Below are 23,181 nucleotides of genomic sequence, written 5' to 3' on the forward strand. Positions count from 1 at the left end.
GCGCTCGTAGGTTCACCGGTCAGGTTACAGGTCGGCGATCGGCGTATCCGGATCCGCGCACAACTGCTCCAGCACCGTCGCCCACGTGTCCAGCCAGCCCACGGCGGTCGCCTCGTCAAGCTCACCCGGCGAGTACTGCAACGCCAGCCGCCAGCCCCCGGCAGCCGGCACGCACATGAAGATCGTCCCCGGCACCATGTGGACCGGCTCGGCCGTGAACGACGCCTCGACACCGTTGAAGTGCAGCGCCGACACCGTCGAACCCGGGAACAGGAACTGCACGACGTCCCCGACCGGCTCGCCGCCCTCCTTCTCCGCCAAGGCCTCCAGCAGACGCGGGAAGGTGACGTGATGCGCCGAACCGTCGGCGTGATCGTCACCCGTCCGCGCCACCAGACCGGCGAAGTCCAGATCCCCGGTGAGATCCAGCTCCAGCGCGCCCGACAGCGACAGGCTCGCCAGCACCGTCTCGTCGCCGGGCTCCTCCCGCAGCGTGCAATGCGTGCGCAGGAACAGGTTCTCCGTCCCCGCCAGCCGCGACAGGAACACCCCGAGCGCGGCCGCGTAGACCGCGAACGGCCCGGTGTCCTGGCGCTCGCCGAGTTCGGCGGCGGCGTCGACGACCGTCGCGGGGAGGATCAGTTCCTGCACCGCCCGCCGCCGGTCGCGCCGGCCGGGCCGGTCGTAGGGGAGGACCAGGTCGAGCGGGACGCCGTCGAGCCGGTCGGTCCAGTAGGTGAGGCGGCGCGCGAGGTCGGGTTCGGCTTCGCCGAGCGCGTGCGTGATCGCCTGGGTGGCCGCCGGGAGGCGTGCCGGACGCTCTTCGACGGCCGCGTTGTACAGCTCGGCGAGTTCGGTGACGAACAGTGCGCGGGACCAGTCGTCGATGAGGACGTGGTGAAAGACCAGGATCAGCCGCCAGTCCTGTTCGGACAGTCTGATGAGGACACCTCGCCAGGCGTGTCCCTCGCCGAGGTCGAAGTCCTCGGCGCGGGCCTCTTCGGCGTGCGCGTCGGCGCGGGCGGGCCGCTGGTCCTCGGCGAGCGCGGTCAGGTCGAGCATCTTCAGGCGGGACTCGGGGATGGCGGTGTCGGTGAGAACCTCCTGGAGCCACTCGCCCTCGTGTTCGGTGAAGCGGCTGCGCAGCGAGTGGTGGCGCGTGTTCAGGGCGGTGAAGGCGTCTTTGAGGGCGGCCGGGTCGAGCGGTCCGGACAGGTCGACCTGGACGGGGATGTTGAGCGCCGTACCGAACTGCCGGAAGAAGCCGGTCATGCCCTTCTGGACGTTGTTGAGGGGACCCGCGAGGACGTCGTCCACAGGTTTATCCACAGGCTCGGGCTCTACGGCGGGTGGATTCGCGGGATCTTGTGGTGATTCCTCCCCTTCGATCCGAGGTGACTCAGCGTCCCCTGTGGACAACGCGGGGGCATGGGCCAGCAGGGCCGTGAAGTCGTGCGTCCCGCTCGCGTCGCGCGGCAGCTCGTCGAGGACCGTCCACGTCCTGGGCGCCACATAGGCCGGGAACAGCCGGTCGAGACCGGCGGGCGTCTCGGCGCCTGCTTCGAGCGCGAGGAAGGCCGCCAGGTAGGGCGCGCCGTCGGGCCCGCGAAGCGCCAGCACCGCCGCGTCGGCGATGCCCGGACGCGCCCGCAGCACACCCGCGACGGCCGCCGGGTCGACCTTGTGCCCGCCGAGCGGGACCTGGTCGGTGACGCGCCCGTAGTACTCAAGGACGCCGTCGTTGTTCCACCGCGCCAGATCGCCCGTGCGGTAGTAGCGCTGACCGGCGCCGTCGACCGGGAAGTGCTGCGCGGTCAGGGAAGCGGCGTTCAGGTAACCCGAGGCGAGGCAGTCACCGGCGATGTAGAGCTCGCCGGGGACACCGACCGGCAGCGGCCGGCCCGCCCCGTCGAGGACGTAGAGGCGGGTGTTGTCGATGGGCGTTCCGATCGGCACACCGCCCGTCCCGCCGGGCGTGACCGGATGGCTGGTGACCATCACGGTCGCCTCGGTCGGGCCGTAGGCGTTGACGACCTCGTAGGGCAGCTCGGCCGGGGGCCTGCGGTACAGGGGATCCCCGCCGACGATCAGCGCGCGCAGGGACTGCGGCTGCGCCTGCGCGGGCAGCGCGAGCATCGTCTCGCCCGGACCGGTCGGCAGCACCGCGATGGTCGTCTTGGCGAAGCCGAACCATTCGGCGAGGGTCGTGCCGTCGCGCGGGACGTCCTCGCCGCCCATGACGATCGAGGCGCCGGAGGTCAGGGCGGGCCAGATCTCCAGGACCGAGGCGTCGGTGCCCGGTCCGGCGACCGCGGCGACCCGGTCCTCGGCGCCGACCCGGAAGCGGCGCCGGAACCAGCCGCTCAGGTTGGTGAGGCTGCGATGCGCGACGACCACGCCGGGTCCGCGCCGGCGCGGATCGTAGAGGACGTAGCAGGGGGAGTCGGGGGTGGTGACGCGCTCGGGGGTCGTGCTGGGGAAGGTGTCGAGCTCGGCGGGGCTCGGGTGGAGCCTGGCGGCGTCGGCGGGCAGCATGGTCGCGAGACCCTGCTCGACGACGGTGAGCCGGGCGCGGCTGTCGGCGAGGATCCGTGCGACGCCTTCGGGGCCGCTCGCCGGATCCAGTGGCAGGTAAGCGGCTCCGGCCTTGACGACGGCGACGAGTGTGACGACGAGCCGCAGGTCCTGCGGCATCAGCACACCGACCACATCGGACGGCCGGACGCCGAGCGAGCGCAGCTGATGCGCCAGCTGGTTGGCCAAGGCGTCCAATGTGGAGTACGACAGCGAGTCGCGGCCGCAGGCCGCGGCGACCGCCTGCGGCGTGCGGGCGGCGAACCCGGCGAACAGCTCGTCGACGGTCACGCCCACCGGATCGACCTGGGGGCCCCGATGCCAGTGATCGAGCGCGCCCATGTCGTCGTCGGAGAGATCGTCCAATTGGGACAGTCGCTGGGCGGGGTCCTCGGTCGCGGCGGTCAGGATGTCGCGCAGGTAGCGGCCGAAGCGACGCGCGCTCTGCGCGTCGAAGACCTCGGCGGCATGGCCGACGCGGCAGACGATCCCGTCGCCCTGGTCGACGAACTCCCACGCGATCTCGACCGACGGCGCCGAGAAGCCCACGGCGATCTGGAAACTCGTGCTCTCGGGCGCCGACCCCGCGTGCCGCGCGAGATCCCGCAGACCCGCCGCGACCCGGGCGAGAACCTCGCCGAAGGCGGGATCGCCGGACAGGTCGACACGCAACGGAAGCCCCCCGGGAACCCCGACGATGAGGTCGTCCTGCCCCGAGAAGCGCCGGACAGTCGCGACGACACCCGCGATGAGCGGGACGATGGCGTCGCGATTCGGGGTGTCGGTGGAGGACTGGGGCTGGGTCGCGTCGGCGCCGATCGCACGCAGGGCCGCGGCGAGCTTCGGGACGAGGAGCGTGTCCTCCGCCGCGCGCGTGCCGTGCTGCGCGGCCGTGCGCAACCGGTCGGCGGGCATCGCGACGACCGGCAACGGCGGGGCGAGGACGCGTGCCCAGTAGGCCGGGTCGGGAGCGGCCGGGTCGGGAGCGGCCGCTCCGCCGGGCGCGGGGAGCGGGATGGGCGCGGTCGTGGGGTCGGCGTCGGGGTCGGGGGTGGGGTCGGGCTCCGGGCGGCGCTGCTGCGGGACGGGCGGGCGCGGAGGCTGGGGGGTGGTCTCGGCGCCGTGGTGGGGGCGGGCGGCCTCGGGTTGCGCGGGCGCCTCGACAGCGTGGTGCGACGGTGCCGGAGCGGTCTCGGGTCGCGCCGGAACCGGCGCCTCGGCGACCTGCTGAGGCCGCGCGGGGACCGCTTCGGGCTGCGCCGCAACGAGACGGGGCTGGTCGTGCCCGGGGTCGGCGGTGTCGGCCGACGGGTCGGCGTCGTACGCGGGACCGAACCCGCCGGAGGTCGGTTCGGGCGCGCGGCCGGGGGGACGCGTCGGCGAGTCGGGCCGCGAGCCGGGAGCGGACGGCTGCGGTTCGGCGGCCGCCGGTGGGGCGAACGCCGCGTGCTCGGCCGGGATCACGTGAGGGTGCCGCGCGGGGGTGGGGGGCGGGGGCTCGAAGGGGGCGGGTTCGGGTTGTGCGTTCACCGGGGTACGAGGTGGTTCGAAGCCGGCCGATGCCGGGCTGGGTGTCTCGACCGGTGGTGCGAACCCGGCGGGTTCCGGGCGGCGAGTCTCGACCGGCGGCGTCGCCGGTGCGGTCTCGAACGACGCGGGCTCAGGCTGTGTGGTCCCGCCGGTGTGAGGTGGTGCGAACCCGGCGGGCTCCGGACGGTGTGTCTCGACCGGTGGTGTCACCGGTGCGGGCTCAGCCTGCGCGTCCACGACGGCGCGAGGCGCCTCGAACCCGGCGGGTTCCGGGCGGCGAGTCTCGACCGGCGGCGTCGCCGGTGCGGTCTCGAACGACGCGGGCTCGGGCTGCGTGGTCCCGCCGGTGTGAGGTGGTGCGAACCCGGCGGGTTCCGGGCGGCGAGCCTCCACCGGCGGCGCGGCCTCGTCGCCGTCCGGGGCCTGATGCTGCTGGGGCCGGTCGGGCGTCGTCCGCTGCCCGTACGCGGACGGCAGTTCGGGACGTCGGGGCGTGGGTGCCTGCGCGGTGCTCGGCTCGGCCGGTTCGACGGCGGCGTCGACGTTCTGCGGCGCCACGGCGGCGGGAGCGTCGGTGGCGCGTTCGTGCTCGGCCTCCACCGGCTCGGCGGCGCCGAACTCCCGCCGTCGGGACGTGCTCGCCCGGCCGTCGCCGACACTCATCGGCCGCATCAGGCTCGGCGCCTCGGCGGGCGCCTCGAACACGGCGGCGGCGATGGCGCTTTCGGCCGCGGGATCCGCCGACGGCCGCTTGGGCAGCATGGCGGGTGCGGGTGCGGGTGCGGGTGCGGGTGCGGGTGCGGGTGCGGGGGTGGCGTGGTCGGTGGGGTGGGGGACGGCCCGGTCGGCCGAGTCGGCGACGGGGTGGGTGTCGTTGCGTCGCGGCCCGAAATCGTTGCCGTGCACGGGAACCGAGGCCCACTCGGTCGCGGCGGGCCGGGCCGCGCGGGCGGAGGGGTCAGCCTGTGCGTCGGCCGGCCCGAAGTTCGCCGCGCGGCCGGTGGGACCGTCCTGTGCGTCGGCGATGGGGGACGCGGCGGACGCGTCGGAGCCCTCCGAGTTGTCCACAACCGGTGGGTTATCCACAGGCAGTGCGCGGGCGGCTGGCTCGGGAGCGCCTGAAAGGGTTGACTTGTTATCGGAGGGTGGTCCCCCTGGGAGGGCGGGTCGCGTCCAAGGGGAGCCGGTGTTCGCCGTGGTCACGTGGGCGGAATCGGCGTCCTCCGCCATGTCCGGGCGCGGACGGCCAACGCCCGGTCGCCGGCTGAAGACGGCGTTGCCCGGTGTCTCCGGGGCGAAGGGCTTGGCAGGCGCCTCCGAGGCGGCAGGACCGCCGGACGCGAACGGCCCACCGGAATCGACGGTCCCCGCGGATCCAGCAGCGGTGCCAGACCCAGCGGCATCGCCGGGCCCCAAGGCGATGGGCCCGACCGGCCCGGCGGACCTGGACGGTCCGGCCGTGGGCGCGGCCTCCCCGGCGAGCGCGGTGCCTCGCCCACCCGGGCCCGCCGGTGCGACGGATCGCCTGGACTCGGCCGGAAGCTCCCCAACCCCACGCCGCCCCGATACCCACGAACCCTCAACGGCATCGGGCACGGACCCACGCGATTCCGCCCGGCCCGGCCGCTCGGCGACCTCATGCCGCGCGGGCGTCACCGACCCCGTGTCGTCGGCTTCCGGCGTGCGCTCGCTGCTCGCGGCCTCGATCGCGGGCCCGCCGCGGCGGGGCTCCAGTGCGGCCGCGTCCTCGTCGGCGCGGCGCCGGCGGCCGGTGCGGACCTCGCCGCCTTCGGGCGTGGCGACGCCGTGCGCGTCGACCACCTGACGGCCCGAGCGGCCCGCGCGGCCCGCGCCGTCCGCGCGGCCCGAGCCGTCCGTACGACCCGAACCACCCACCGTCGAAGCGGAACCGGCCCCGCCTCCCACATACCCCGCCCGCACCTCGGCGAGCAGCCCGAGCCCGGCGCGCACCCGGTCGGCGTCCACGCCGAAGTCCACGATCGCCGCGATCTCGTCCACGCCGCTCGCCACGAGTTCGTCGACGAGGCCGCGCACCGACTCCACGCTTCCGATCAGCGCGCGCGTGTCGCAGAAGTGGTCGTACACCCGCTGGAACGCCCGCTCCGGCCCGCCTTCCGGCGGCGGATCGAGGCTCTCCATCAACTGGTCGAACAGCGACGGCGTCGAGCGCATGTGCCGCGCCAGCGGCGCGTAGGCCTCCCGCCGGGCGGTGCCGAGCTCGGCGGCGATGTGGGTGTGCAGCAGCACGGTGACGTGCGGGTCGGGGCACTCGTCCCGGTAGACGGCAAGGTTGGCGCGCAGGGTGTCGAGGTCCTGCGCGATGAGGTTGGTGACGACGGGCAGGTTGAGGCGTGCGGCACGCGCGAAGTCCGCCTCGGTCGACGCCGACAGGTGCAGCGGCGCCTTCTCCTGCACCGGACTCGGATGCAGGTGAATGTCCACTTCGGACCCGTCGCCGACGCGGCGGCGCAGCGGGGCGCCCTGCCAGAAGGAGCGCAGTTCCTCGACACGGGAGTCGAGGGCGTCGTGCCGGGTCGGGTAGGTCTCGGGGGTGAAGTCGGCGGGTGGCCCGTCGGCGCCGAGGGTCAGCGCGACCCGGCCGCCCGACAGACTGTCCACCATGGACCACTCCTCGGCGAGCCGGACGGTGTCCTGCGCGGGGAGGACGACGTCGGTCGCGTGCAGCCGCAGGGTCGTGGTGTCGGCGGCGAGGGCGGCGGCGAGCACGACGGTGCTCGGGAAGGGCCCGGCCTCGGGCGCGGACTGCCTTCCGGGCAGCCAGATCGCGGCGAAGTCGTTGGCGTCGGCGAACTCCGCGGCGGCGCGCAGGAAACCGTAACCGCGCGTCACGCCGTCGGCGTGGTGCCCCAGGAAGCACAACCCGAACTCGGGCACACTCGTCTTGCGGTGCGCTCCCGCGCGGCCCTGCGGGATCTGCACCGCCAGGTGCTCGGCGGCGCGGGCGGCCGACGCGGCGGCCTCGGCGGCCAGGTGGATCGCCTCGGCGAGCGCGCGGTGACCGCCGCCGGAGCCCGTCAGGGCGGGGGATCCCGGTGCGGCGGCCGGGGACAGCTCGCCGACGACGGCCTCGGCCGGCGGGGAGGTCGGGCCGATCACGGCGGCCTCCCGTGACGGCGAGGCGGGTCCCACCGGTGTGCCTGGCATGAAACTGTCTCCTGTGGACGGTGCGATGGGGACGGTCGGGATGGGCGCGGGCGCCGCGGTTCCGGCCCAGTGCCGTTCGCGGCGGAACGGGTAGAGGGGCAGGTCGACGCGGCGGCCGTCGGTCTCGTTGACGAGCGCGGCCCAGTCGATGGCGACGCCGGCGCAGTGCAGTTCGCCGATGGCGCGGTGGAAGGGGTCGACCTCGGCGTCCTCGCGGCCGCTGGGGATCGTCGGCAGGCCGGGGATCGCGTTGCGGGCGAGGCGGGTGAGGGCCGGCTGCGGCCCGATTTCGAGGAGGATCGCGTCGGCGACCTCGCCGACGTGGTCGAGGACGCGGTCGAAGCGGACCGGGCTGAGCGCCTGTTCGACGACGTGGTCGGCGTCGGGCAGCCATCCGGCGGGATGGACCGTTCCGTCGAGGCCGCTGACGAAGGGCACGGTCGCGGGCCGCCATTCGACGGTCGCGGCGAGCGCGCGCAGGGACGCGCGGATGCCGTCGAGCTGGGCGGAGTGGTAGGCGCGCTGGACGGGGAGCCGTTGCCAGCGCAGGTCGAGGGCCTTCGCGAGGCGGCAGGCCTTGTCGACGACACCGGCGCTGCCGGCCAGGACGTGGTTCTCGGGTCCGTTGACGACGGCGAGCGTGATGCCGGGGCACGCCGCCATGACGGTGTCCACGGTGGCCTTGTCGGCGAGGATCGCGACCATGCCGCCGGGTGGCGTCTCGCGTTCGACGAGTTCGGCGAAACCGGCGGTGAGGCGGATCCCGTCGGCGAGGGTCATCGCGCCGACGGCGTGGAGGGCGGCGAGTTCACCGGCGCCGTGGCCGAGGACGAGGGTGGGCCGCACGCTCAGGTGCCGCCACAGCACGGTCATCCCGGCCTGGGCGGCGAACTGCGCGGACAGCGCGATCGTGGGCGTCGTCTCGGTTTCGCCGAGCAGTGCCGGGGTGAGGGGGACGCCGGTGAGTTTCTGGTGCCGTGCGCTGGCCTCGTCGAGGATGTCGCTGAAGTGGGCGCAGCGGTCGTAGAGGGCTTTCGTGGCACGGGGACCGGGTTCGGCGAGTCCACTGTAGGCGAACAGGGGCCGCACGGAATCGCTCGCCTGGTAGGCGCTGTAGTGCTCCGACCTGGTGCCCGACAGGTATGCGTCGAGGGAGTCGGCGAGTTCGGCGGGATTGTCGCCGTAGGCGACGAGCCGGTGCCGGGAGCGGCGGCGGCCGAGCGCGGCGGTGGCGACGACGTCGGCGAGGCGCGGCACCGGACTCTGCCGGAGGCGGCTCGCGTAGGCGCCGGCGAGGTCGCGGAGGGCCTCGGGGTGTTCCGCCGAGATCGGCAGGAGACCGGGGACGTGCGGTGCCGTGGTGCCGAAAGCGGTGCCGTGGCGTAGATCCGGGGGCTGGGCGACGATGACGTGCACGTCGGAGCCGCCGGGACCGACGGCGTTGACGCCGGCGACGCGCGGCCCGACGACGTCGGGCCAGTCGGCGGCCTCGGCCGGAATCCGGAATGGACTGTCCGCAAGGGACAGTGCGGGATCAGGTGCGGTGTGGTTGGCCAGGGGTGGGATCACCCCGGAGCGGACCGCGCAGACCGCGCGCACGAACCCGGCGAGCCCGGCGGCGGCGTCGAGATGCCCGATGGCGGGTTTGGCGCTGCCGAGCGCGCAGAAGCCGCTCGCGTCGGTGTCCTCCCGCAGTGCCGCCGACAGCGTCGCGAACTCGGCGCGGTCGTCCTCGGCGGAGCCCGTTCCGTGCGCCTCCAGGTAACCCAGATCCTCGGCGGTGACCCCGGAGGCGTCGAGCGCGCGCCGGACGGAGGTCGCCGCGCCGAGAATGACCGCGTGGATCCGGTCGCCGTCGGCGAGGGCCTCGTCGAGGCGTTTGAGCACGACGGCGGCGACGCCGTTGCCGACGACGGTGCCGTCCGAGGCGGCGTCGAAGGCCCGGCACGCACCGGTCGGGGACAGGCCGTATCCCTTGTCCGGCAGGTATCCCAGCACCTGCGGGACGTGCACGGCGCTGGCCCCGGCGATGGCGAGGTCGACCTCGCCGTTGAGCAGGGCGCCCACCGCAAGCCGCACCGCCGTCAGCCCGGTGGAGGCACCGGTCTGGACACCGACGGCCGGGCCCGACAGGCCGAGCAGTGCCGCGGTCCGCGCGGCGAGGAAGCCGGAGGCGTTGTCGGCGGCCAGTTCCAGGCTCGACGCGCGGTCGGCGACGGCCTCCTCGGCGACCTCGCCGAGTTGGTGCCGCAGATAGCCGTGCAGCGGATAGACGTCGTACCCGGCTCCGGCATAGACGCCCGTGCGGGCCGGTCCGCCGCCGGCGTGACCGGCGTCTTCGAGGGCGTGGTGGGCGACCTCGTAGAAGATGCGGTGCTGCGGATCGGTGCGCGCGGCCCGATCGGCGGTGAGGCCGAAGAAGGAGGCGTCGAAGGTGGATATGTCACCGAGACCGGCGGCCGCCGCGCGCAGGTCGGGCGACAGCCCGGCACCCCGCAGTTCGGCCTCGGTGAAGCGGTGCACGTCGACCGTTCCGGCCAGCGCGCGCCGCCAGAACTCCTCGACGGAATCGGCTCCCGGCATGCGGGCGGACATGCCGATCACGGCGATGCGGTGGTCGTTCATTGGCGTCCTCCACTGCACTCGCCCGCGGTCCGCGCCGAGCCGGGTCCGGCGCGCCCCGTCTGTGCCGAACAGGCGGCGAGTCTAACAACAGGCCTCGAAAGGGGTCGATGTCCGGGCTACGGACCGACCGTACCTGTGCTTTCCTGGACGGCGACCGCGAATCCGCCGAAGGAGACACCATGGCACTCGCCGTACAGAACATCGCCTTCGACTGCGACGACGCCTTCACCGTCGCCACGTTCTGGAGTGAGGTCCTCGGCCTGCCCCTCGACGACGAGGACAATCCGGGCGATCCGGTCGCCTCGATCCGGCGGCCCGGCGGGCCGACGTTCTATTACGAGCACGTCCCGGAACCCAAGACGGTCAAGAATCGCGTGCACGTCTGCCTGCAGGCCGGCACCGACCGCGACGCCGAGTGCGAGCGCGTCCTCGGGCTCGGCGCGACCGTCGTCGGCGACCACCGGCGCGAGGACGGCGGCGGGTGGGTCGTGTTCGCCGATCCGGAGGGCAACGAGTTCTGCGTACTGGGGCGGCGAAGCGGCACCTGACCGCACCCGGGCACGAATAAGGCCGGACCCGTATGGGTCCGGCCTTTCGGTATCGACAAGGTCAGGCCTTGCGGGCCTTCCGCCACATCGCCACCGCCACGGCGATCCCGCCGAGGCCGAAGATCACGCCGTGGACCATGCGGCCCGCCGGGGGAGTGAAGAACTGGGGCAGCAGGGCGGCCATGCCGACCGCCAGGGGCCATCCGGTCCAGCTCGCGACCGCGTCGGACTTCACGATCGCGACGGCCGCGAGGATCCCGGAGACGCCGAGGAGCAGCAGGCCGGCGGCGAAGACCGTGATGGCCGCGGGGTGGAAGCGGAATCCGTCGACGAGCTCCAGCATGGTGATGTCATCGGTCGCGACGCCCCGGACGGCCATCTCGTGCACGCCGAAGATCTCGGCGCCGTAGTACAGGATCGTCATGCCCGCCCCGATCCATGCCGTGACGACCGCGGCGGTCGCGACCTTCGTGTGCCCGACGAGGGGGCGCAGCGCGTAGAAGCCGAAGGGGATCAGCAGGTAGGCCAGGGACGCGAAGAGGTGGGCGGCGATCCACTGGTTCGAGGCCATCGCCTTGAGCCCGTCCATCGTCGTCTCGTCGGCGTAGGGGCGGAACAGCTGGTAACCGGCGAAGAGGACTCCGGCGGCGGCGAGGGCGGCGGCGCCGAGGCGCGTCGTGGCGGGGCTGGGGGCGGAAGAGACGGTGGACATCAGGGGCTCCTTCGAGGGGAAGTGTGAGCAGTGCTCTCAACTGAGGAGAAGTAAACACGGAACAGGTGCTCTCTGTCAAGAGCACTGCTCTCCCTTATTCGTGCCACCTCGTATCAGCCCAGGTAGGACCGCATTTTCTGGTGTTCGTCGGGAGTCCGTAGCCCTGGACGAGCATGCGGAAGTTCCCGAAACTCGACTCCCCGATGAGCCACGCCTTCGGTGACGACGCCAGGACGTCGACCAGCGCGCGCTGCCGGTCGCCCAGCCCGCCGACGGCGGTCCCGGCCGGCACCGGGCCCTCAGGGAAGGCCATCGGCGAGCGCCACGTCGGCGCCGTTGAGCGCCTGGATCCCCGAGGATTTGCCCAGCGCCGTCAGCAGGAGGCCGAAGGCGTCCGGGCCGGCCGACTGCTCCAGGGCCAGGGACGCGTAGCCGCGCAGATCCCCGTCCAGGTAAGGCATCCGCTCGTCCTCGGCCTGGTCACCGGTGGCCCACCGGGTCAGCTCGGCGACCACCTCCGGCCCCGCCTCCAGACCGCGCGTACGGGCCAGGGCGACGGCCGCGGCCCAGCGCACGAGGCCGCGGTCGTCGATCAGGACCGCCTCCGGCACCGGGCCGGACAGCAGCCCGAGCGCGACGATCGCCGTGGCGGCCACGCCCGCATCCGGGTCGGCGGCCGCGGTGAGCAGGGCGTCGACGTGCGCGCGGCCCTCGACGGGGAACCAGCCGAGGGTGTAGGCGGCGACGACGCACGTCCGCGGATCGTCCACGTCGAGCAGGGCCGCGACGACCGGAAGGCCCGCCGCGACGGCGTCGTAGACGCGGACGGTCAGGTGCGCCCGGACGCGGTTCGCCTCGGCCTCGGGGAGGCCGCGAACGAAGTCGTCGATGTCCTCATCGCCTTTGCGGGCGAGGATCTCGGCGCCACCGGCGCCACCGGCGCCACCGGCGGCCCGCGCCCGCTGAGCGGCGGCGTCGACACCGCCGGGCAGATGCGCCTCGTCTTAACCGATCGAGACGTGGGCGAGCAGCCCGCACAGGTGATCGCGGCCGGGACTGTCCTCGTCGGCGAGGACTTCGAGCAGGAACGGCACGGCCGGTCCGGTCGCCTCGTAGGTCGTTCCCTGGTGGTAGATGTTGCCGTACAGGGCGTGCAGCGCTTCCTCGTTCGCGGGCGTGCGCAGCCTGCGGATGAGGTCCGGGACGTCGGCGGCGTCGCCGTAGGCGTGGCTGAGGGAGGACCACGCGACGGTGTCGAGGGTGTCGAGCATGGGGGGATCGTGGCAGAGGGGTGGGACGGCGGCCGCGTGAGCCGCGACCGCCGTCCCGTGGGACATCAGCCCGTACGCGACAGCTCCCGCACCGGCGTTGCCGGTGCGCGGTCGCCGCGCGCGAGCCGCCCCGGCCACCACGTCGCGCGCCCGACGTCCAGCGACAGCGCGGGAACCAGCAGCGAGCGCACGACGAGCGTGTCGAGCAGGACGCCGACGGCGACCACGACGCCGATCTGGAGCATGAACACCACCGGCATGACCGCCAGGACGCAGAAGGTCGCCGCCAGCACGATTCCCGCGCTGGTGATCACGCCGCCGGTCGTGGTCAGCGCCCGCAGCATGCCGTCACGGTGGCCGTGGACGGCGGCCTCCTCCCTGGCCCGGCTCATCAGGAAGATCGTGTAGTCCACGCCGAGGGCCACCAGGAACAGGAAGCCCATGAGCACCATCGTGCCGTCGATCTTGTTGTGGCCAAGGGCTTTCAGGAGCAGCCCGGTGCCGCCGAGCGCCGAGCCGAAGGACAGCACGACGCTGGCCAGGAGCAGCAGCGGTGCGACGACCGCCCGCAGCAGCACCACCAGGACGAGCCCGACGACCAGCAGCACCAGCGGGATCACCAGCGCCAGGTCGTGGTCCATGGTCTCGTCGATGTCGAGGTTGCTCGCGGTCGTCCCGCCCACCAGCGAATCCGGCGCCACACCGTGCACATTGGACCGAATCCGCAGGACGACGTTCTCGGCGGCCGTTCCGCCCGGATCGTCGGCGAGCAGCGCCGACAGCCGCACCCACGAACCGTCCGCCGAGGTCTCGGCTTCGAGCATGTCGGCGACGCCGGGGGTGCCTTCGACGGCCGCGCTCGCGGCCGTGGCCTGTCCGGCGGGAACGTAGATCTCGACCGGCTGGCTGGCCCCGGCCGGGTAGTGCACGGCGAGGAGCTCCTGTCCCCGCACCGAATCGGGCTTGGTGGTGAAGACGTCGCCCGAGCCGAGCCCGCCGGACAGGCTCGTCACGCCGATCGTCAGCGCGGCCAGGCCGAGTGCGGTCGTGATCCACACCGTCCGGGGGCGGCTCCCGACGAAACGCGCGACGCCCGACCACAGTCGGCTCGGTGCGGCACCGCCCTGATGGGCGGGATCGTAGGCGGGCACGAGGGGCCAGAACACCCGTCGTCCACAAAGGACCAGCAGGGCGGGCAGCAGTGTCACCATCGCGAGCATCCCGCAGGCGACGCCGATGGCGGCGACCGGTCCGAGGCTCGCGGTGGAGTTCAGGTCGGCGAAGACGAGCACCAGCATCGCCAGGACGACCGTCCCGGCCGAGGCGAGGATCGCGGGCAGGCTGCGGGGCAGCGCGACGCGCATCGCGGAGTAGGCGTCGGGGTGCCGTCGCAGTTCCTCGCGGTAGCGGGAGATGAGGAGCAGGGCGTAGTCGGTGCCGACGCCGAACACCAGGACCGTGAGGATCCCGCTGTTCTGCGGGTTGACGACCATCCCGGTGGTCTTCGCCAGGAGGTAGACGATCGCGTTGGACAGCTGGCTCGCCAGGGCCACCGATCCCAGTGGCAGCAGTAGAAGCAGCGGCGAGCGGTAGGTGATCAGGAGCAGGATCGCGACGACGCCGGCGGTGACCGCCATGAGCGCGCCGTCGAGGGCGTCGAAGGCGGCGCCGAAGTCGGCCTCACCGGCCACGGGGCCGGTGAGTTTCGCGTCGAGGCCGGCGGGCAGCCCGGCGGCGACGGCCTCCTTGGCGGCCGCGAGTGTCACGTCGACGGCGTCTTCGGCGATCGCCTCGGGCGGGACGGGGACGACGAGCATGAGCGCTTCGCCGTCGTCGGACGGGATCGGCGGCGGTACATCGCTTCCGGGCGCGGCCAATGTGGACAGTGCGGTCAGGTCGGACGCGACGGCGGCCGTGTCGGTCTCGGTGATGCCGCCGGGGCGGGCGTAGACGACGATGAGCGGTTCGCCGCCGTCGTCGGGGAACGCGGTCTCGGCGAGGGCGACGGCCCGGGTCGATTCGGCGTCGCCGGGCAGCCAGGCGGTCTGCTCGTCGGTGGTGACGGAGTCGAGTCTTCCCCCGAGCGTCACTCCGACGAAGGCCAGCAGAACCCAGGCGGCCAGCGCCGGCCATTTGCCGAGGCGTGTTCCGGCCGCGGCGGCGGCACGCTGCCAATGGGACATGATGGGGCACCTTCCGGTCAGGGAGAACGTCGGTGCCCAGCGTTGTTCCCGGGGATGTCTCCGTCGTCGGCGTCACGACGGCTTTCGTTCTGCGACAACGCGCCTAGGGGTCGTACGGCGAGGGGTGTAGGGGGCCCTACTCGGGGATTTCCACGCCCGACCGGTACGCGAACACCACCAGCTGCGCTCGGTCGCGTGCCCCGAGTTTCATCATCGACCGGCCGATGTGGGTGCGAACCGTCGCGGGGCTGACGACGAGGCGTTCGGCGATCTCGTCGTTGGAGCGCCCGGTCGCGACCCACCCGAGGATCTCGCGTTCCCGCGCGGTCAGCGACGACAACCGTGGATGCGGTTCGACGGCCGGGCCCGGCGTGCGCGCGCTGAAGTGCCCGATCACCTTGCGCGTCACCGAAGGCGACAGCAGCGACTCGCCGCCCGCCACGACCCGCACGGCCCGCAGGATCTCGCCGGGATCGGTGTCCTTGGTGACGAACCCGGCCGCACCCGCCGACAACGCCTCGAAGACGTACCGGTCGATGTCGAAGGTCGTCATGATGACCACCCGCGTCCCCGACAGCACCGGGTCGGCGCAGATCCGCCGCAGCACCTCCAGGCCGTCCATGGTGGGCATCCGGATGTCGAGGAGCGCCACGTCGGGCCGCTCCCGCGTGACCAGTTCGAGGGCCCCGGGCCCGTCCTCGGCCTCCCCGGCCAGTTCGATGTCGTCCTCGTCGGCGACGAGGACGCGCAGGGCGAGACGGATCAGGGACTGGTCGTCGGCGACGACGAGGCGGATGGGCGTCACGCCTTCACCTTCTCGTACGGCAGCCGCGCCCGCACCTCGAAACCGGCGAGCCGGCCCCGCCCGAGTTCCAGTCCGCCGCCGAGGGCGGTCGCCCGTTCGCGCATCCCGGCCAGGCCGTGCCCGCCGGTCTCCGAGCCGTCGTGCCCGCGTCCGTCGTCGGCGACCGACACCTCCACCAGGCCCGGCGCGTACGTCACCGTCACCTCCGCGCGGTGGGCGCCGGAATGCCGCACGACGTTGGTGAGCGCCTCCTGCGCGATCCGCAGCCCGGCACCGTCGACGGCGGACGGTATCCGGCCGCGCTCGCCGTCGACGGTCAACGTCACCTTGAGTCCGCCTTCGGACAGCCTGCCGACCAGGTCGGGGAGGGTCGCCAGCCCTTGCGGCGGCGCCTTGTCCGGCTCTTCGCCCCCGGTCAGCGGGGACAGGGTCGCGCGCAGCTCGTCGAGCGCCTCCCGGCCGCTGTCGCGGATCGTGCGGAGGCTGTCGACGACCTCCGGCGGTGTCCCGCCGCCCCTGCGCTCGATGACGTGCAGCGCGACCCCGGCGTGCATGCTGATCACCGCGAGACTGTGCCCGACGACGTCGTGGACCTCCCGCGACATGCGCAGCCGCTCCTCGGAGACGTAGCGGTGGCGCTCCTCGGCCGAGGCCCGGCCGCGGGCCTCGCGCGCCATCCGCCAGGCGATCCCGGTGATGAGCGGCAGGATCAGCCAGGTCGCGCTGATCGCGACGTTGACGATCGGCGGGTCGTCCTCGCCCTGCGGCCGCATCGTCAGCGGCGTGTGCGCGGCGAAGACCAGCGCGGTCACCGGGATGGAGAGCTTCGGCGGCACCTCGCAGCCGACGGTTCCGATGGCGACGGCGATGAGCAGGAAGATCGGCCCGTAGGGGAAACCGAGCCAGAGGTAGAGCATCGTCCCGGCGAACACCGTCGCGAGGCAGATCAGCGGGAACTTGCGGCGGATCGCCAGGACCAGGCCCGACAGGATGATGACGGTGAAGCCCGCGGGGTCGGTGAACAGGATGCCCTGGTTCGCCGACGCCGGGATCTGGGTGATCGCGGTGGCGGCGGCGAGACCGGCGGCGACCATGGAGTCCACGAGCAGCGTGCGGTCGAAGAATGCGGGCATATCCCGAGGGTATGGGCGGGATGGGCCGGTGACCATCGGCGGCTGCGCGTATCCGTCCTACGTCAGCCGACGTACAGCGGGATCAGGCTCGCCGCGTTGGTCGCCGCGTGCACGGCGATGATCACCCAGATGTTGCGGTGGCGGGCCCACAGGACACCGACGAAGAGCCCGAACACGCCCTGGAACGCGAGCACCCCGGCGATGTTGGCGAGCGCGTCGTCGTGCGGGTGGTGCGTCGGGATGTGCATGGCGGCGAACAGCAGGGCGCCGGCGATGACCCCGGCGGCGGTTCCGAGACGCGATTCCAGGCGCGTCTGGAGCCACTTGCGGTAGAAGACCTCTTCGAGGACGGAGGCGGTGAGGAAGGTCAGCGTCGCGATGATCGCGGTCTCGACGAGGTCGGGGTAGTCGGCGGGGTCGAGGGCGGGGCCGCGCCAGGGGGAGAAGTACTCGGCGTAGGCCCACACCGCGACGGCCGGGAGCGGCCACAGCCAGCGGGCGGCGCCGTGCCACTTCTGCTTCGGCGGTCCGCTCTTGCGGGTGAGGAGCAGCGCGGTCAGGGGCACCACGAGGAGCACGACGAGCTTGAGCAGCGCGTACCAGCCGCCGTTGGGCACTCCGGCGAGGACGACGGCGCCCGCGACGACGGGGAAGGCCACGGCCGCGCCGACCATCACCCACGTCTCGCGCGGGGGACGGGCGACGGGGACCGCGAGGCCGGTCGGGCGGGGCGGGACGAGCAGCGCGACGAGGAGCCCGGCGGCGAGCGGGCCGAGGACCGTCCACAGCGACGTCGACGGCGCGCCGGCGTCGCTGGAGGTCGTGACCTCGCCGTTGCCGCTGAGCAGCAGGTACACCGGTGCGGCGAGGAAGAGCGCGCCGCCGCCCCAGGTGACGGCACGTGCGGTGATCAGTCGTGAGGTCATGCTTGAAGGCTCGCCGCCGCGAGCCCGCGGGACCTCGACCGGGGGGAGGAAACCCGGCTCACCGAAGGCGGGCGGGCGGCCTCGGACCGGGGGAGGAGAGGGGTGCGACTAACGATGTATCCGTCCGCTGTGGAGTCTTTCTGCGGATCTTGGTCCTAAGGTAGGAAATTTACGCCGAACTCATTGACTCGGGTAGCTTTCCGCCGACATCATGGTGACCAGCGTCGATGGCCATCACGCCCAGGTCTCCGCCCCTCACGGAGCGGAGAGAAATTCCACCCATGAAGGGAGGATCCATGGCGGCCCTCTACGGTGAGGTCTCCTGGTTCTGCTGCGGCAACTCCTGGGGCCCATGCGGCACCGTCGGCAAAGGCGCTTGCGGCACGTGCAACTCCGGCAGTCGTCAGCACGCGTGGCCCAACACGTCCGCGGCCTGTCTCACCATCACCCGACCCGACCGGTGCGGCGAGACTCTCGCCCGGCGCACCTGCGGTCACGTCCACACCACGACCAACCGGTGCACCGGCAAGGCGATCGCCACGTCGATCGCCGACTGCGGCCCGCAGACCGATCTGTTCTGCGGTGAGCGGACCTGCTGCGGTTCGGTGTGCGGCAGTAACCGGGTCATCGACCTGACACCTTCGGCCTACAGCGCCATCGGCAGCCTCTCGACCGGGCTGCTGCCCGCGATGATCACCTGAGGACGGAGACCATGGACAGACGCAAGCTGCTCACCAGTGCCGTCCTCGGCGGCGCTGCCGGCCTCGTGGGAGCCACCGCCCTCGGCTCCCTGTCCCCCGAAGACGTGTTCGCCGCCGAAGGCGCGAACGCGAAGATCAACCCCGGCGACCCCGACCCGAACTTCGTCGAGGGGCGCATCACCGGCATCACCGACACGGTCTTGTTCGTGACCAGTTCCGACGGGTCGCTGCACAGCATCCGCGTCACCAACGGCACCAGCATCTGGAAGCTCAACCCGACGACCTTCGACGAGGTCAAGGTCGGGGACGGCCTCTACGCCCGTGGCCTCCGGCTGGCCGACGGCACCCTCGCCGCCGACTCGCTGTGGGTCAACATCGTCAACCTCAACGCCCATGTCGACTCCATCGGCCGTGGCTCGCTCAACCTCGACCACCACGGTCAGCGCGTCGTCGCACACGTCGAGAACGGCCGTTCGGCGGCCGTCTACAACAACACGCCCGCCGTCTCGGACATGTCCATGCTGGAGGCCGGCAAGCACGTCAAGGTGATCGGAGCCTGGCACCCGGACACCAACGAGATCACCATCTCGACCGTTTACGCCGCCGTCTAGATCCGTGGCCGGGCGGGTCGTCGGCTGTACCCGCCCGGCCACCTCTTGCGAAGAGGTGATTCCCTGTGCCGACGACGATCGCGGCGCTTGCGCCCCTGCTGATCGGCGGGGTGCTGCTCTGGTCCGGTTCCCTCAAGCTCTTCGGAAGGCACGCCGCCGCCGAGGCCCGCCGCACCGCCCTGGCGGGCCTGGTCGGCGAGGCGCGCGTGGTCCCCGCCTACCGGATCCTCGGGGGCCTCGAACTCCTGATCGCGGTGGCGCTGATCGCGCCGCCTCCACTGTGGATCGACCTGGCCGCGGGCGCGGCACTGTCGGCCGGTTTCATCGCCTACCTCGGCTACGCCGCGCTCGCCGCGCCGGCCTCGTCGTGCGGCTGCATGGGTTCGCGTCCCTCGCGGATCTCGTGGCGGGCCTTCGCCCGCGCGGGGACGATGCTGCTCGCGTCGGCCGCCGCGCTGCTGTGGGCGCCCTCGATCGCCTGGTACACCGAGCTCTCCGGTGAGCCGGTGCTCTTCACCGCCGTGCTGGCCGCCGAGGCGCTGCTGGTCGCCGGTCTCTCGCCGGAGTTCGACCACCGCTGGCTGCTTCCCCTGCGGCGCCTGCACAACAGGCTCACCCACCCGCTGTCCGGCGGCGGTTTCGAGATCCCGCTCGACTCGACCGTCACGCAACTGATCCGCAGCGGCGTCTACCGTCACACCGCCGCCGCCCTGCGATCCGATGTCACCGAGCACTGGGACGAGGGCGAGTGGCGCTTCCTGGTCTACAGCGCCCGCTACGAGAACCGTCCCGCCACCGCCGTCTACGCCGTGCCGCGCCTGCGATACGCGCCCGACGACGTGCGCGTGGCCATGGTGGACGAGGAGGAGGGCACCACCCTCCTGACGATGGACACGCCCCCGCCGGAGGACTCGCGGCCCGAGTGGGTCTTGACGAATCCCTTGCCGGAGCACGTCCGCACGGCCTGAGCCCCGGTCGCGCCCGCCGGACCGGCGGGCGCGACCCGGATCAGAAGGTGGTGCGGGGCGTGGTCTGGGCCAGCGCGATCCGCCATTCGCCGTCGTCCTCGGTCAGCACCAGCGTCAGGCTGCCGACGGTCGGGGCGGCGCCGTCGCGGGGGGCCTTGTCGGTCTCGTCGCGATCGTCGTTGACGTGCTTGGCGAGGCTGACGATCGCCACGTCGGGACGGATGAAGTGAATACCCTCGATGTCCAGGGTCGTGGTGACCTTCGCCAGCGGGCTCGCCAGCGCGCCCCGCATGGCCTGGCCCAGGGTGTCGAGGCCGAGGACCCGGCGGCCGACGAAGTTCACGATCGCGACGTCGTCGCGGTGCAGTGGGAGGAAGGCGTCCGGGTCGCTCTGGTGGCGCTCATAGGCGGCGATCGTCTCGCGGATTCGATGGATCCTCTGCTCGCTCATGGCCTGCTCCCATCAATCGGAATGATTCGCTCCGTTTGAAATCTAGCGCGGAGCGAAACGCTCCGCAAGGGGCGCTAGTATGACCCCGATGACACCCGCCGACCGACGAGCGCCCCGGCAGGCCGAGGCCGAACGCAACGACCGCGCCCTCCTCCAGGCCGCCAAGGAGGTCCTCGCCGTCGACGGCGCGCACGCCTCCGTCGCGGCCATCGCCAAGCGCGCCAAGGTCGGGATAGGCACCCTCTACCGCCGCTACCGCACCAAGGACGACCTGTTCCTCCACCTGCTGTCGGTGACCCTCGACCAGTACCTGGAGGCCGCCGAGGCCGGCCTCGCGCTCGACGACCCGTGGGAAGGCCTCGCGCACTACGTGCGGGCCGTCATCGGCTTCGGGCCCGGCTCGCTCGCGCCGATCGCCGGCACCCTCACGCTGACCGCCGAGATCAACGAGAAGAGCGAACACGGCGACCGCGCCGTCGCCGCCCTCATCGAGCGCGCCCACGACGCCGGGGTCCTGCGCGCCGACGCCACGGCCATGGACGTCGAGCTGCTCATCGAACAGCTGAGCAAGTCGCCGCTACTGGACCAGCTCGCCCAACAGGGACGCACGGAACTGATGCCGGCCGCGCAGAACGCGCGCGACCGGCTCACGGCCATCGCCTTGGACGGACTGCGGGCGGGGTCGTCGCCGCCGCTGCCGGGCGAGCCGCCGGGGTACGAGCTGTTCTCGGCGAGGTGGGAGCGGGACTAGCCGTCGGACCGGCTCGCCCGCCACTCCTCGGCCTCGGGGATCTCCTGGTATTCCAGGAGGTGCTCGCCGTCGAGCTTCTCCAGCACCTCCCGCACCTCCGCAGGCGTGGCGTGGAAGAACTCGCGCCGCAGGTTCACCCGGTTCACCCGCCGGTCGTCCAGTTCCTTGTGCAGCTTGGACTCCAGGCTCACCGCGTCCGCGCTGAAGATCAGCGCGTGCACGTCGAAACGGAACGGCACGGAGGCGTCCCCGAGCTCGCGGACCCGGTCCATCGGGTCGAGGCGGCGGGTCATGCCGACCTTGACCATGCGCTCGCCGAACGCGCCGATGTTGGAGATGACGTAGACGTAGCCGGTGCGGATGTTGGCTTCGCGGGTCTCGACGGAGTGGATGTCGGCGTTGATCCGGTCGAGCGTCGCCGCGAGCGCCGCGACGCCTTCGACGTCGCCTTTGGCTTCCAGCTTGGCCATGGCGGCGAGGTTGTGGTCGCGCTGTTTGCGGAGGCGTTCCTTCTCGCGCTCGAACTCGCGCTTGGCCTTCTCCTCTTCGCGTTGCCGGGCGCGGGCTTCGCGTTCGGCCTCGCGTTCGGCGGCCTTGCGGCTGAGGTAGTCGGCGGTGAGGGAGAGCTCTTCGAGCCGGGCGCGGTGGTAGGCGGTCGTGATGTAGATCTGCATGCTCTTGCCGAGTTTGGCGATGGTCTCGGCGGTCTTGTTGAGCCGGTCGGAGGAGGCGGCGAGTTTGAAGGGCTTCATGCTCCGGACGAGGTTGTCGGCCTCGGAGTTGTAGGCGCGGAGCATGAGCTTGGAGAAGTCGTTGAGCATCCGCTTGCCCTCGGCGGCGGAGTTGTTGACGTGCCAGCTCGTCGCGTGGCCGACCGCGCGGCCGTCGCGGGCCATCGCGCGATAGCGCTCCTTGAGGGTGGCGAGGCGGGCCTGGTAGGCGGCGGCACTTTCGAGCGGGTGGGAGTACTCGTAGATGCCGATCTCCTGGAGCATCGCGACGTCGGTGGTCTCCGCGACGGTCCGGCGCAGCTCGGTGAGCCGCGCGGTGAGGGCGGTGACCTCGCGGCGGAGGTGCTCGACCTGTAGCGCGGTGGGCTCGGGCGGCCCGGTCACGGTGGGTGGGGGCGGAGCGACGGGTACGACCGTCACGGGCGGTGCTACCGGCGCGGGGATCGGTGTCGCGCCGGTGATGTCGGTCGGCACCCACCACTGCCAGCCGGGCGGCGGCGCGGGCAGCGCGGGGTCGGGCCGCCAGTTCGGCGGCGGACGCCAGCCGGGTGGCGGCACCGGCCAGCCGGGAGGCGGGTTGAAGGTCCATCCGGGGGCGGCCGGAGTGTCCAATGTGGTCTCCAAGGGCGTGGAGGAGCTGCTCACCTTGCGCGGCAACGGGAAGACGGCGACGGCGAGGCTGGGGCCTCCCGACCATAAACCGGGTGGGGACGCGGCGCCGGGATGTGGGGGCGGCGCGCCGGGTGGAGGTGGCCCGAAGCCGTCGCGAAGAACGCGCCGCCCGGTTCCCCGGACGGCGCGCTCTCCTACTTCCCGCGTGCGCGCACTCCCGTCACAGCCCCGGCTCCCCGTCCTCCGGGCGGGTGCGCCGGGCGTCGGCGGCCTCGCGGACCGTCCGATGTGGAGCGACGATCATGATGAGGTTGCGGCCCTCCTGCCTCGCCGCCGACTCGACGAAGCCGAGTTCGGCGATCTCTTCGGCGAGGGTGTTGAGGAGTCGGTGGCCGAACTCGGGCCTGCCCTGTTCTCGTCCGCGCAGCCAGACGGCGACGCGGACCTTGAACCCCGCTTGCAGGAAGCGCAGGATGTGCCCGCGTTTCGTCCCGTAGTCGTTCGGGTCGATCTTCAGCCGGAAGTTGACCTGCTTCAGCACGGTCTTCTGCTGGTTCCTGCGCGACTCGCGCGCCTTCAGCGCCGTCTCGTACTTGTACTTCCCGAAGTCCATCAGCTTGCACACCGGCGGCTTCGCGTTCGGCGCGACCTCCACGAGGTCGAGGCCGACGTCGGTGGCCAGGGTCAGCGCCTGCTCGACCGGCACGACGCCGACCTGTTCGCCCTCGGGCCCGACGAGTCGGACCTCACGGGCACGGATCTCTTTGTTGACACGGGTCTCGGTGCCTGTACGGCGACTTTCGGGCGTCGCCGATCCACGGTTGATCAAAGGTGGTCTTCCTCTCGCGCAAAATGAACGGGTC

General features: G+C 72.5%; 17 protein-coding genes. 5 read left to right on the top strand and 12 right to left on the bottom strand.

Annotated elements, in window-relative coordinates:
• Positions 1-24: 24 nt before the first annotated feature.
• Positions 25-9,915 carry a type I polyketide synthase gene (locus HNR73_RS24695; protein WP_184789987.1) on the bottom strand — a complete coding sequence of 3,297 codons (9,891 nt, stop codon included), beginning with the start codon at positions 9,913-9,915 and terminating at the stop codon, positions 25-27.
• Between the two features lie 179 nt (positions 9,916-10,094).
• Here HNR73_RS24695 and HNR73_RS24700 point away from each other — a divergent pair, with 179 nt between their 5' ends.
• Positions 10,095-10,463: a VOC family protein gene (locus HNR73_RS24700; RefSeq protein ID WP_184789988.1), complete on the top strand. Its 369-nt coding sequence runs from the start codon at positions 10,095-10,097 to the stop codon at positions 10,461-10,463.
• Positions 10,464-10,524: 61 nt separating this feature from the next.
• Here the strand turns inward: HNR73_RS24700 and HNR73_RS24705 are convergent, their stop codons facing one another.
• The 8 genes from HNR73_RS24705 to HNR73_RS24740 all read right to left on the bottom strand — a co-directional run bounded on the left by HNR73_RS24705 (position 10,525) and on the right by HNR73_RS24740 (position 17,493).
• Positions 10,525-11,175 carry a hypothetical protein gene (locus tag HNR73_RS24705; RefSeq protein ID WP_184789989.1) on the bottom strand — a complete coding sequence of 217 codons (651 nt, stop codon included), beginning with the start codon at positions 11,173-11,175 and terminating at the stop codon, positions 10,525-10,527.
• A 94-nt stretch (positions 11,176-11,269) separates the two neighbouring features.
• On the bottom strand, positions 11,270-11,488 hold the full coding sequence (locus HNR73_RS24710; protein WP_184789990.1) for a hypothetical protein: 219 nt from the start codon (positions 11,486-11,488) through the stop codon (positions 11,270-11,272).
• Positions 11,475-11,945, bottom strand: coding sequence for a HEAT repeat domain-containing protein (locus tag HNR73_RS24715; protein WP_184789991.1), 471 nt, complete (start codon positions 11,943-11,945; stop codon positions 11,475-11,477). The genes HNR73_RS24710 and HNR73_RS24715 overlap by 14 nt, the downstream gene beginning before the upstream one ends.
• 234 nt (positions 11,946-12,179) lie before the next feature.
• On the bottom strand, positions 12,180-12,446 hold the full coding sequence (locus tag HNR73_RS24720) for a hypothetical protein (RefSeq protein ID WP_184789992.1): 267 nt from the start codon (positions 12,444-12,446) through the stop codon (positions 12,180-12,182).
• 65 nt (positions 12,447-12,511) lie between these two features.
• Entirely contained in the window at positions 12,512-14,629 is a 2,118-nt protein-coding gene (locus HNR73_RS24725) for an MMPL family transporter (RefSeq protein WP_203687005.1), read from the bottom strand.
• Between the two features lie 136 nt (positions 14,630-14,765).
• Entirely contained in the window at positions 14,766-15,434 is a 669-nt protein-coding gene (locus HNR73_RS24730; protein ID WP_184789993.1) for a response regulator, read from the bottom strand.
• Positions 15,431-16,567, bottom strand: a complete 1,137-nt coding sequence (locus HNR73_RS24735; protein ID WP_184789994.1) for a sensor histidine kinase — start codon at positions 16,565-16,567, stop codon at positions 15,431-15,433. The genes HNR73_RS24730 and HNR73_RS24735 overlap by 4 nt, the downstream gene beginning before the upstream one ends.
• 62 nt (positions 16,568-16,629) lie before the next feature.
• Positions 16,630-17,493, bottom strand: a complete 864-nt coding sequence (locus tag HNR73_RS24740; RefSeq protein ID WP_184789995.1) for a CPBP family intramembrane glutamic endopeptidase — start codon at positions 17,491-17,493, stop codon at positions 16,630-16,632.
• A gap of 281 nt (positions 17,494-17,774) precedes the next feature.
• Between HNR73_RS24740 and HNR73_RS24745 the strand changes: the two genes are divergently transcribed.
• From HNR73_RS24745 to HNR73_RS24755, 3 genes are all read left to right on the top strand, one after another.
• Complete coding sequence (locus HNR73_RS24745; RefSeq protein ID WP_239122405.1) at positions 17,775-18,194, top strand: RlpA-like double-psi beta-barrel domain-containing protein; 420 nt, start codon at positions 17,775-17,777, stop codon at positions 18,192-18,194.
• Between the two features lie 11 nt (positions 18,195-18,205).
• Positions 18,206-18,805, top strand: coding sequence for a cell wall protein (locus tag HNR73_RS24750; protein WP_184789996.1), 600 nt, complete (start codon positions 18,206-18,208; stop codon positions 18,803-18,805).
• 65 nt (positions 18,806-18,870) lie between these two features.
• Positions 18,871-19,773 carry a MauE/DoxX family redox-associated membrane protein gene (locus tag HNR73_RS24755; protein WP_184789997.1) on the top strand — a complete coding sequence of 301 codons (903 nt, stop codon included), beginning with the start codon at positions 18,871-18,873 and terminating at the stop codon, positions 19,771-19,773.
• 40 nt (positions 19,774-19,813) lie between these two features.
• Here the strand turns inward: HNR73_RS24755 and HNR73_RS24760 are convergent, their stop codons facing one another.
• A complete protein-coding gene (locus HNR73_RS24760; RefSeq protein WP_184789998.1) occupies positions 19,814-20,224 on the bottom strand; it encodes an SgcJ/EcaC family oxidoreductase in 411 nt (136 codons plus the stop codon).
• Between the two features lie 88 nt (positions 20,225-20,312).
• On the opposite strand from HNR73_RS24760, the gene HNR73_RS24765 reads away from it, so the two are divergent.
• On the top strand, positions 20,313-20,975 hold the full coding sequence (locus HNR73_RS24765) for a TetR/AcrR family transcriptional regulator (RefSeq protein WP_184789999.1): 663 nt from the start codon (positions 20,313-20,315) through the stop codon (positions 20,973-20,975).
• Here HNR73_RS24765 and HNR73_RS40860 read toward each other — a convergent pair.
• On the bottom strand, positions 20,972-22,351 hold the full coding sequence (locus tag HNR73_RS40860; protein WP_203687009.1) for an SNIPE associated domain-containing protein: 1,380 nt from the start codon (positions 22,349-22,351) through the stop codon (positions 20,972-20,974). The two genes, HNR73_RS24765 and HNR73_RS40860, sit on opposite strands and share 4 nt — an antisense overlap.
• Before the next feature lie 187 nt (positions 22,352-22,538).
• Positions 22,539-23,147 (bottom strand): translation initiation factor IF-3, encoded by a 609-nt coding sequence (gene infC / locus HNR73_RS24775; RefSeq protein WP_221331118.1) that lies wholly within the window; start codon positions 23,145-23,147, stop codon positions 22,539-22,541.
• Between the last annotated feature and the right edge of the window lie 34 nt (positions 23,148-23,181).

It is taken from the genome of Phytomonospora endophytica (assembly GCF_014202425.1).
In the GTDB taxonomy this organism is placed as follows: domain Bacteria; phylum Actinomycetota; class Actinomycetes; order Mycobacteriales; family Micromonosporaceae; genus Phytomonospora; species Phytomonospora endophytica.

Excerpts from the sequence above, each read along its gene's own strand:
- HNR73_RS24695 (WP_184789987.1), bottom strand. The coding sequence starts at position 9,915 with ATGAACGACCACCGCATCGCCGTGATCGGCATGTCCGCCCGCATGCCG.
- HNR73_RS24700 (WP_184789988.1), top strand. The coding sequence starts at position 10,095 with ATGGCACTCGCCGTACAGAACATCGCCTTCGACTGCGACGACGCCTTC.
- HNR73_RS24705 (WP_184789989.1), bottom strand. The coding sequence starts at position 11,175 with ATGTCCACCGTCTCTTCCGCCCCCAGCCCCGCCACGACGCGCCTCGGC.
- HNR73_RS24710 (WP_184789990.1), bottom strand. The coding sequence starts at position 11,488 with ATGGCCTTCCCTGAGGGCCCGGTGCCGGCCGGGACCGCCGTCGGCGGG.
- HNR73_RS24720 (WP_184789992.1), bottom strand. The coding sequence starts at position 12,446 with ATGCTCGACACCCTCGACACCGTCGCGTGGTCCTCCCTCAGCCACGCC.
- HNR73_RS24725 (WP_203687005.1), bottom strand. The coding sequence starts at position 14,629 with ATGTCCCATTGGCAGCGTGCCGCCGCCGCGGCCGGAACACGCCTCGGC.
- HNR73_RS24735 (WP_184789994.1), bottom strand. The coding sequence starts at position 16,567 with ATGCCCGCATTCTTCGACCGCACGCTGCTCGTGGACTCCATGGTCGCC.
- HNR73_RS24740 (WP_184789995.1), bottom strand. The coding sequence starts at position 17,493 with ATGACCTCACGACTGATCACCGCACGTGCCGTCACCTGGGGCGGCGGC.
- HNR73_RS24745 (WP_239122405.1), top strand. The coding sequence starts at position 17,775 with ATGAAGGGAGGATCCATGGCGGCCCTCTACGGTGAGGTCTCCTGGTTC.
- HNR73_RS24750 (WP_184789996.1), top strand. The coding sequence starts at position 18,206 with ATGGACAGACGCAAGCTGCTCACCAGTGCCGTCCTCGGCGGCGCTGCC.
- HNR73_RS24760 (WP_184789998.1), bottom strand. The coding sequence starts at position 20,224 with ATGAGCGAGCAGAGGATCCATCGAATCCGCGAGACGATCGCCGCCTAT.
- HNR73_RS24765 (WP_184789999.1), top strand. The coding sequence starts at position 20,313 with ATGACACCCGCCGACCGACGAGCGCCCCGGCAGGCCGAGGCCGAACGC.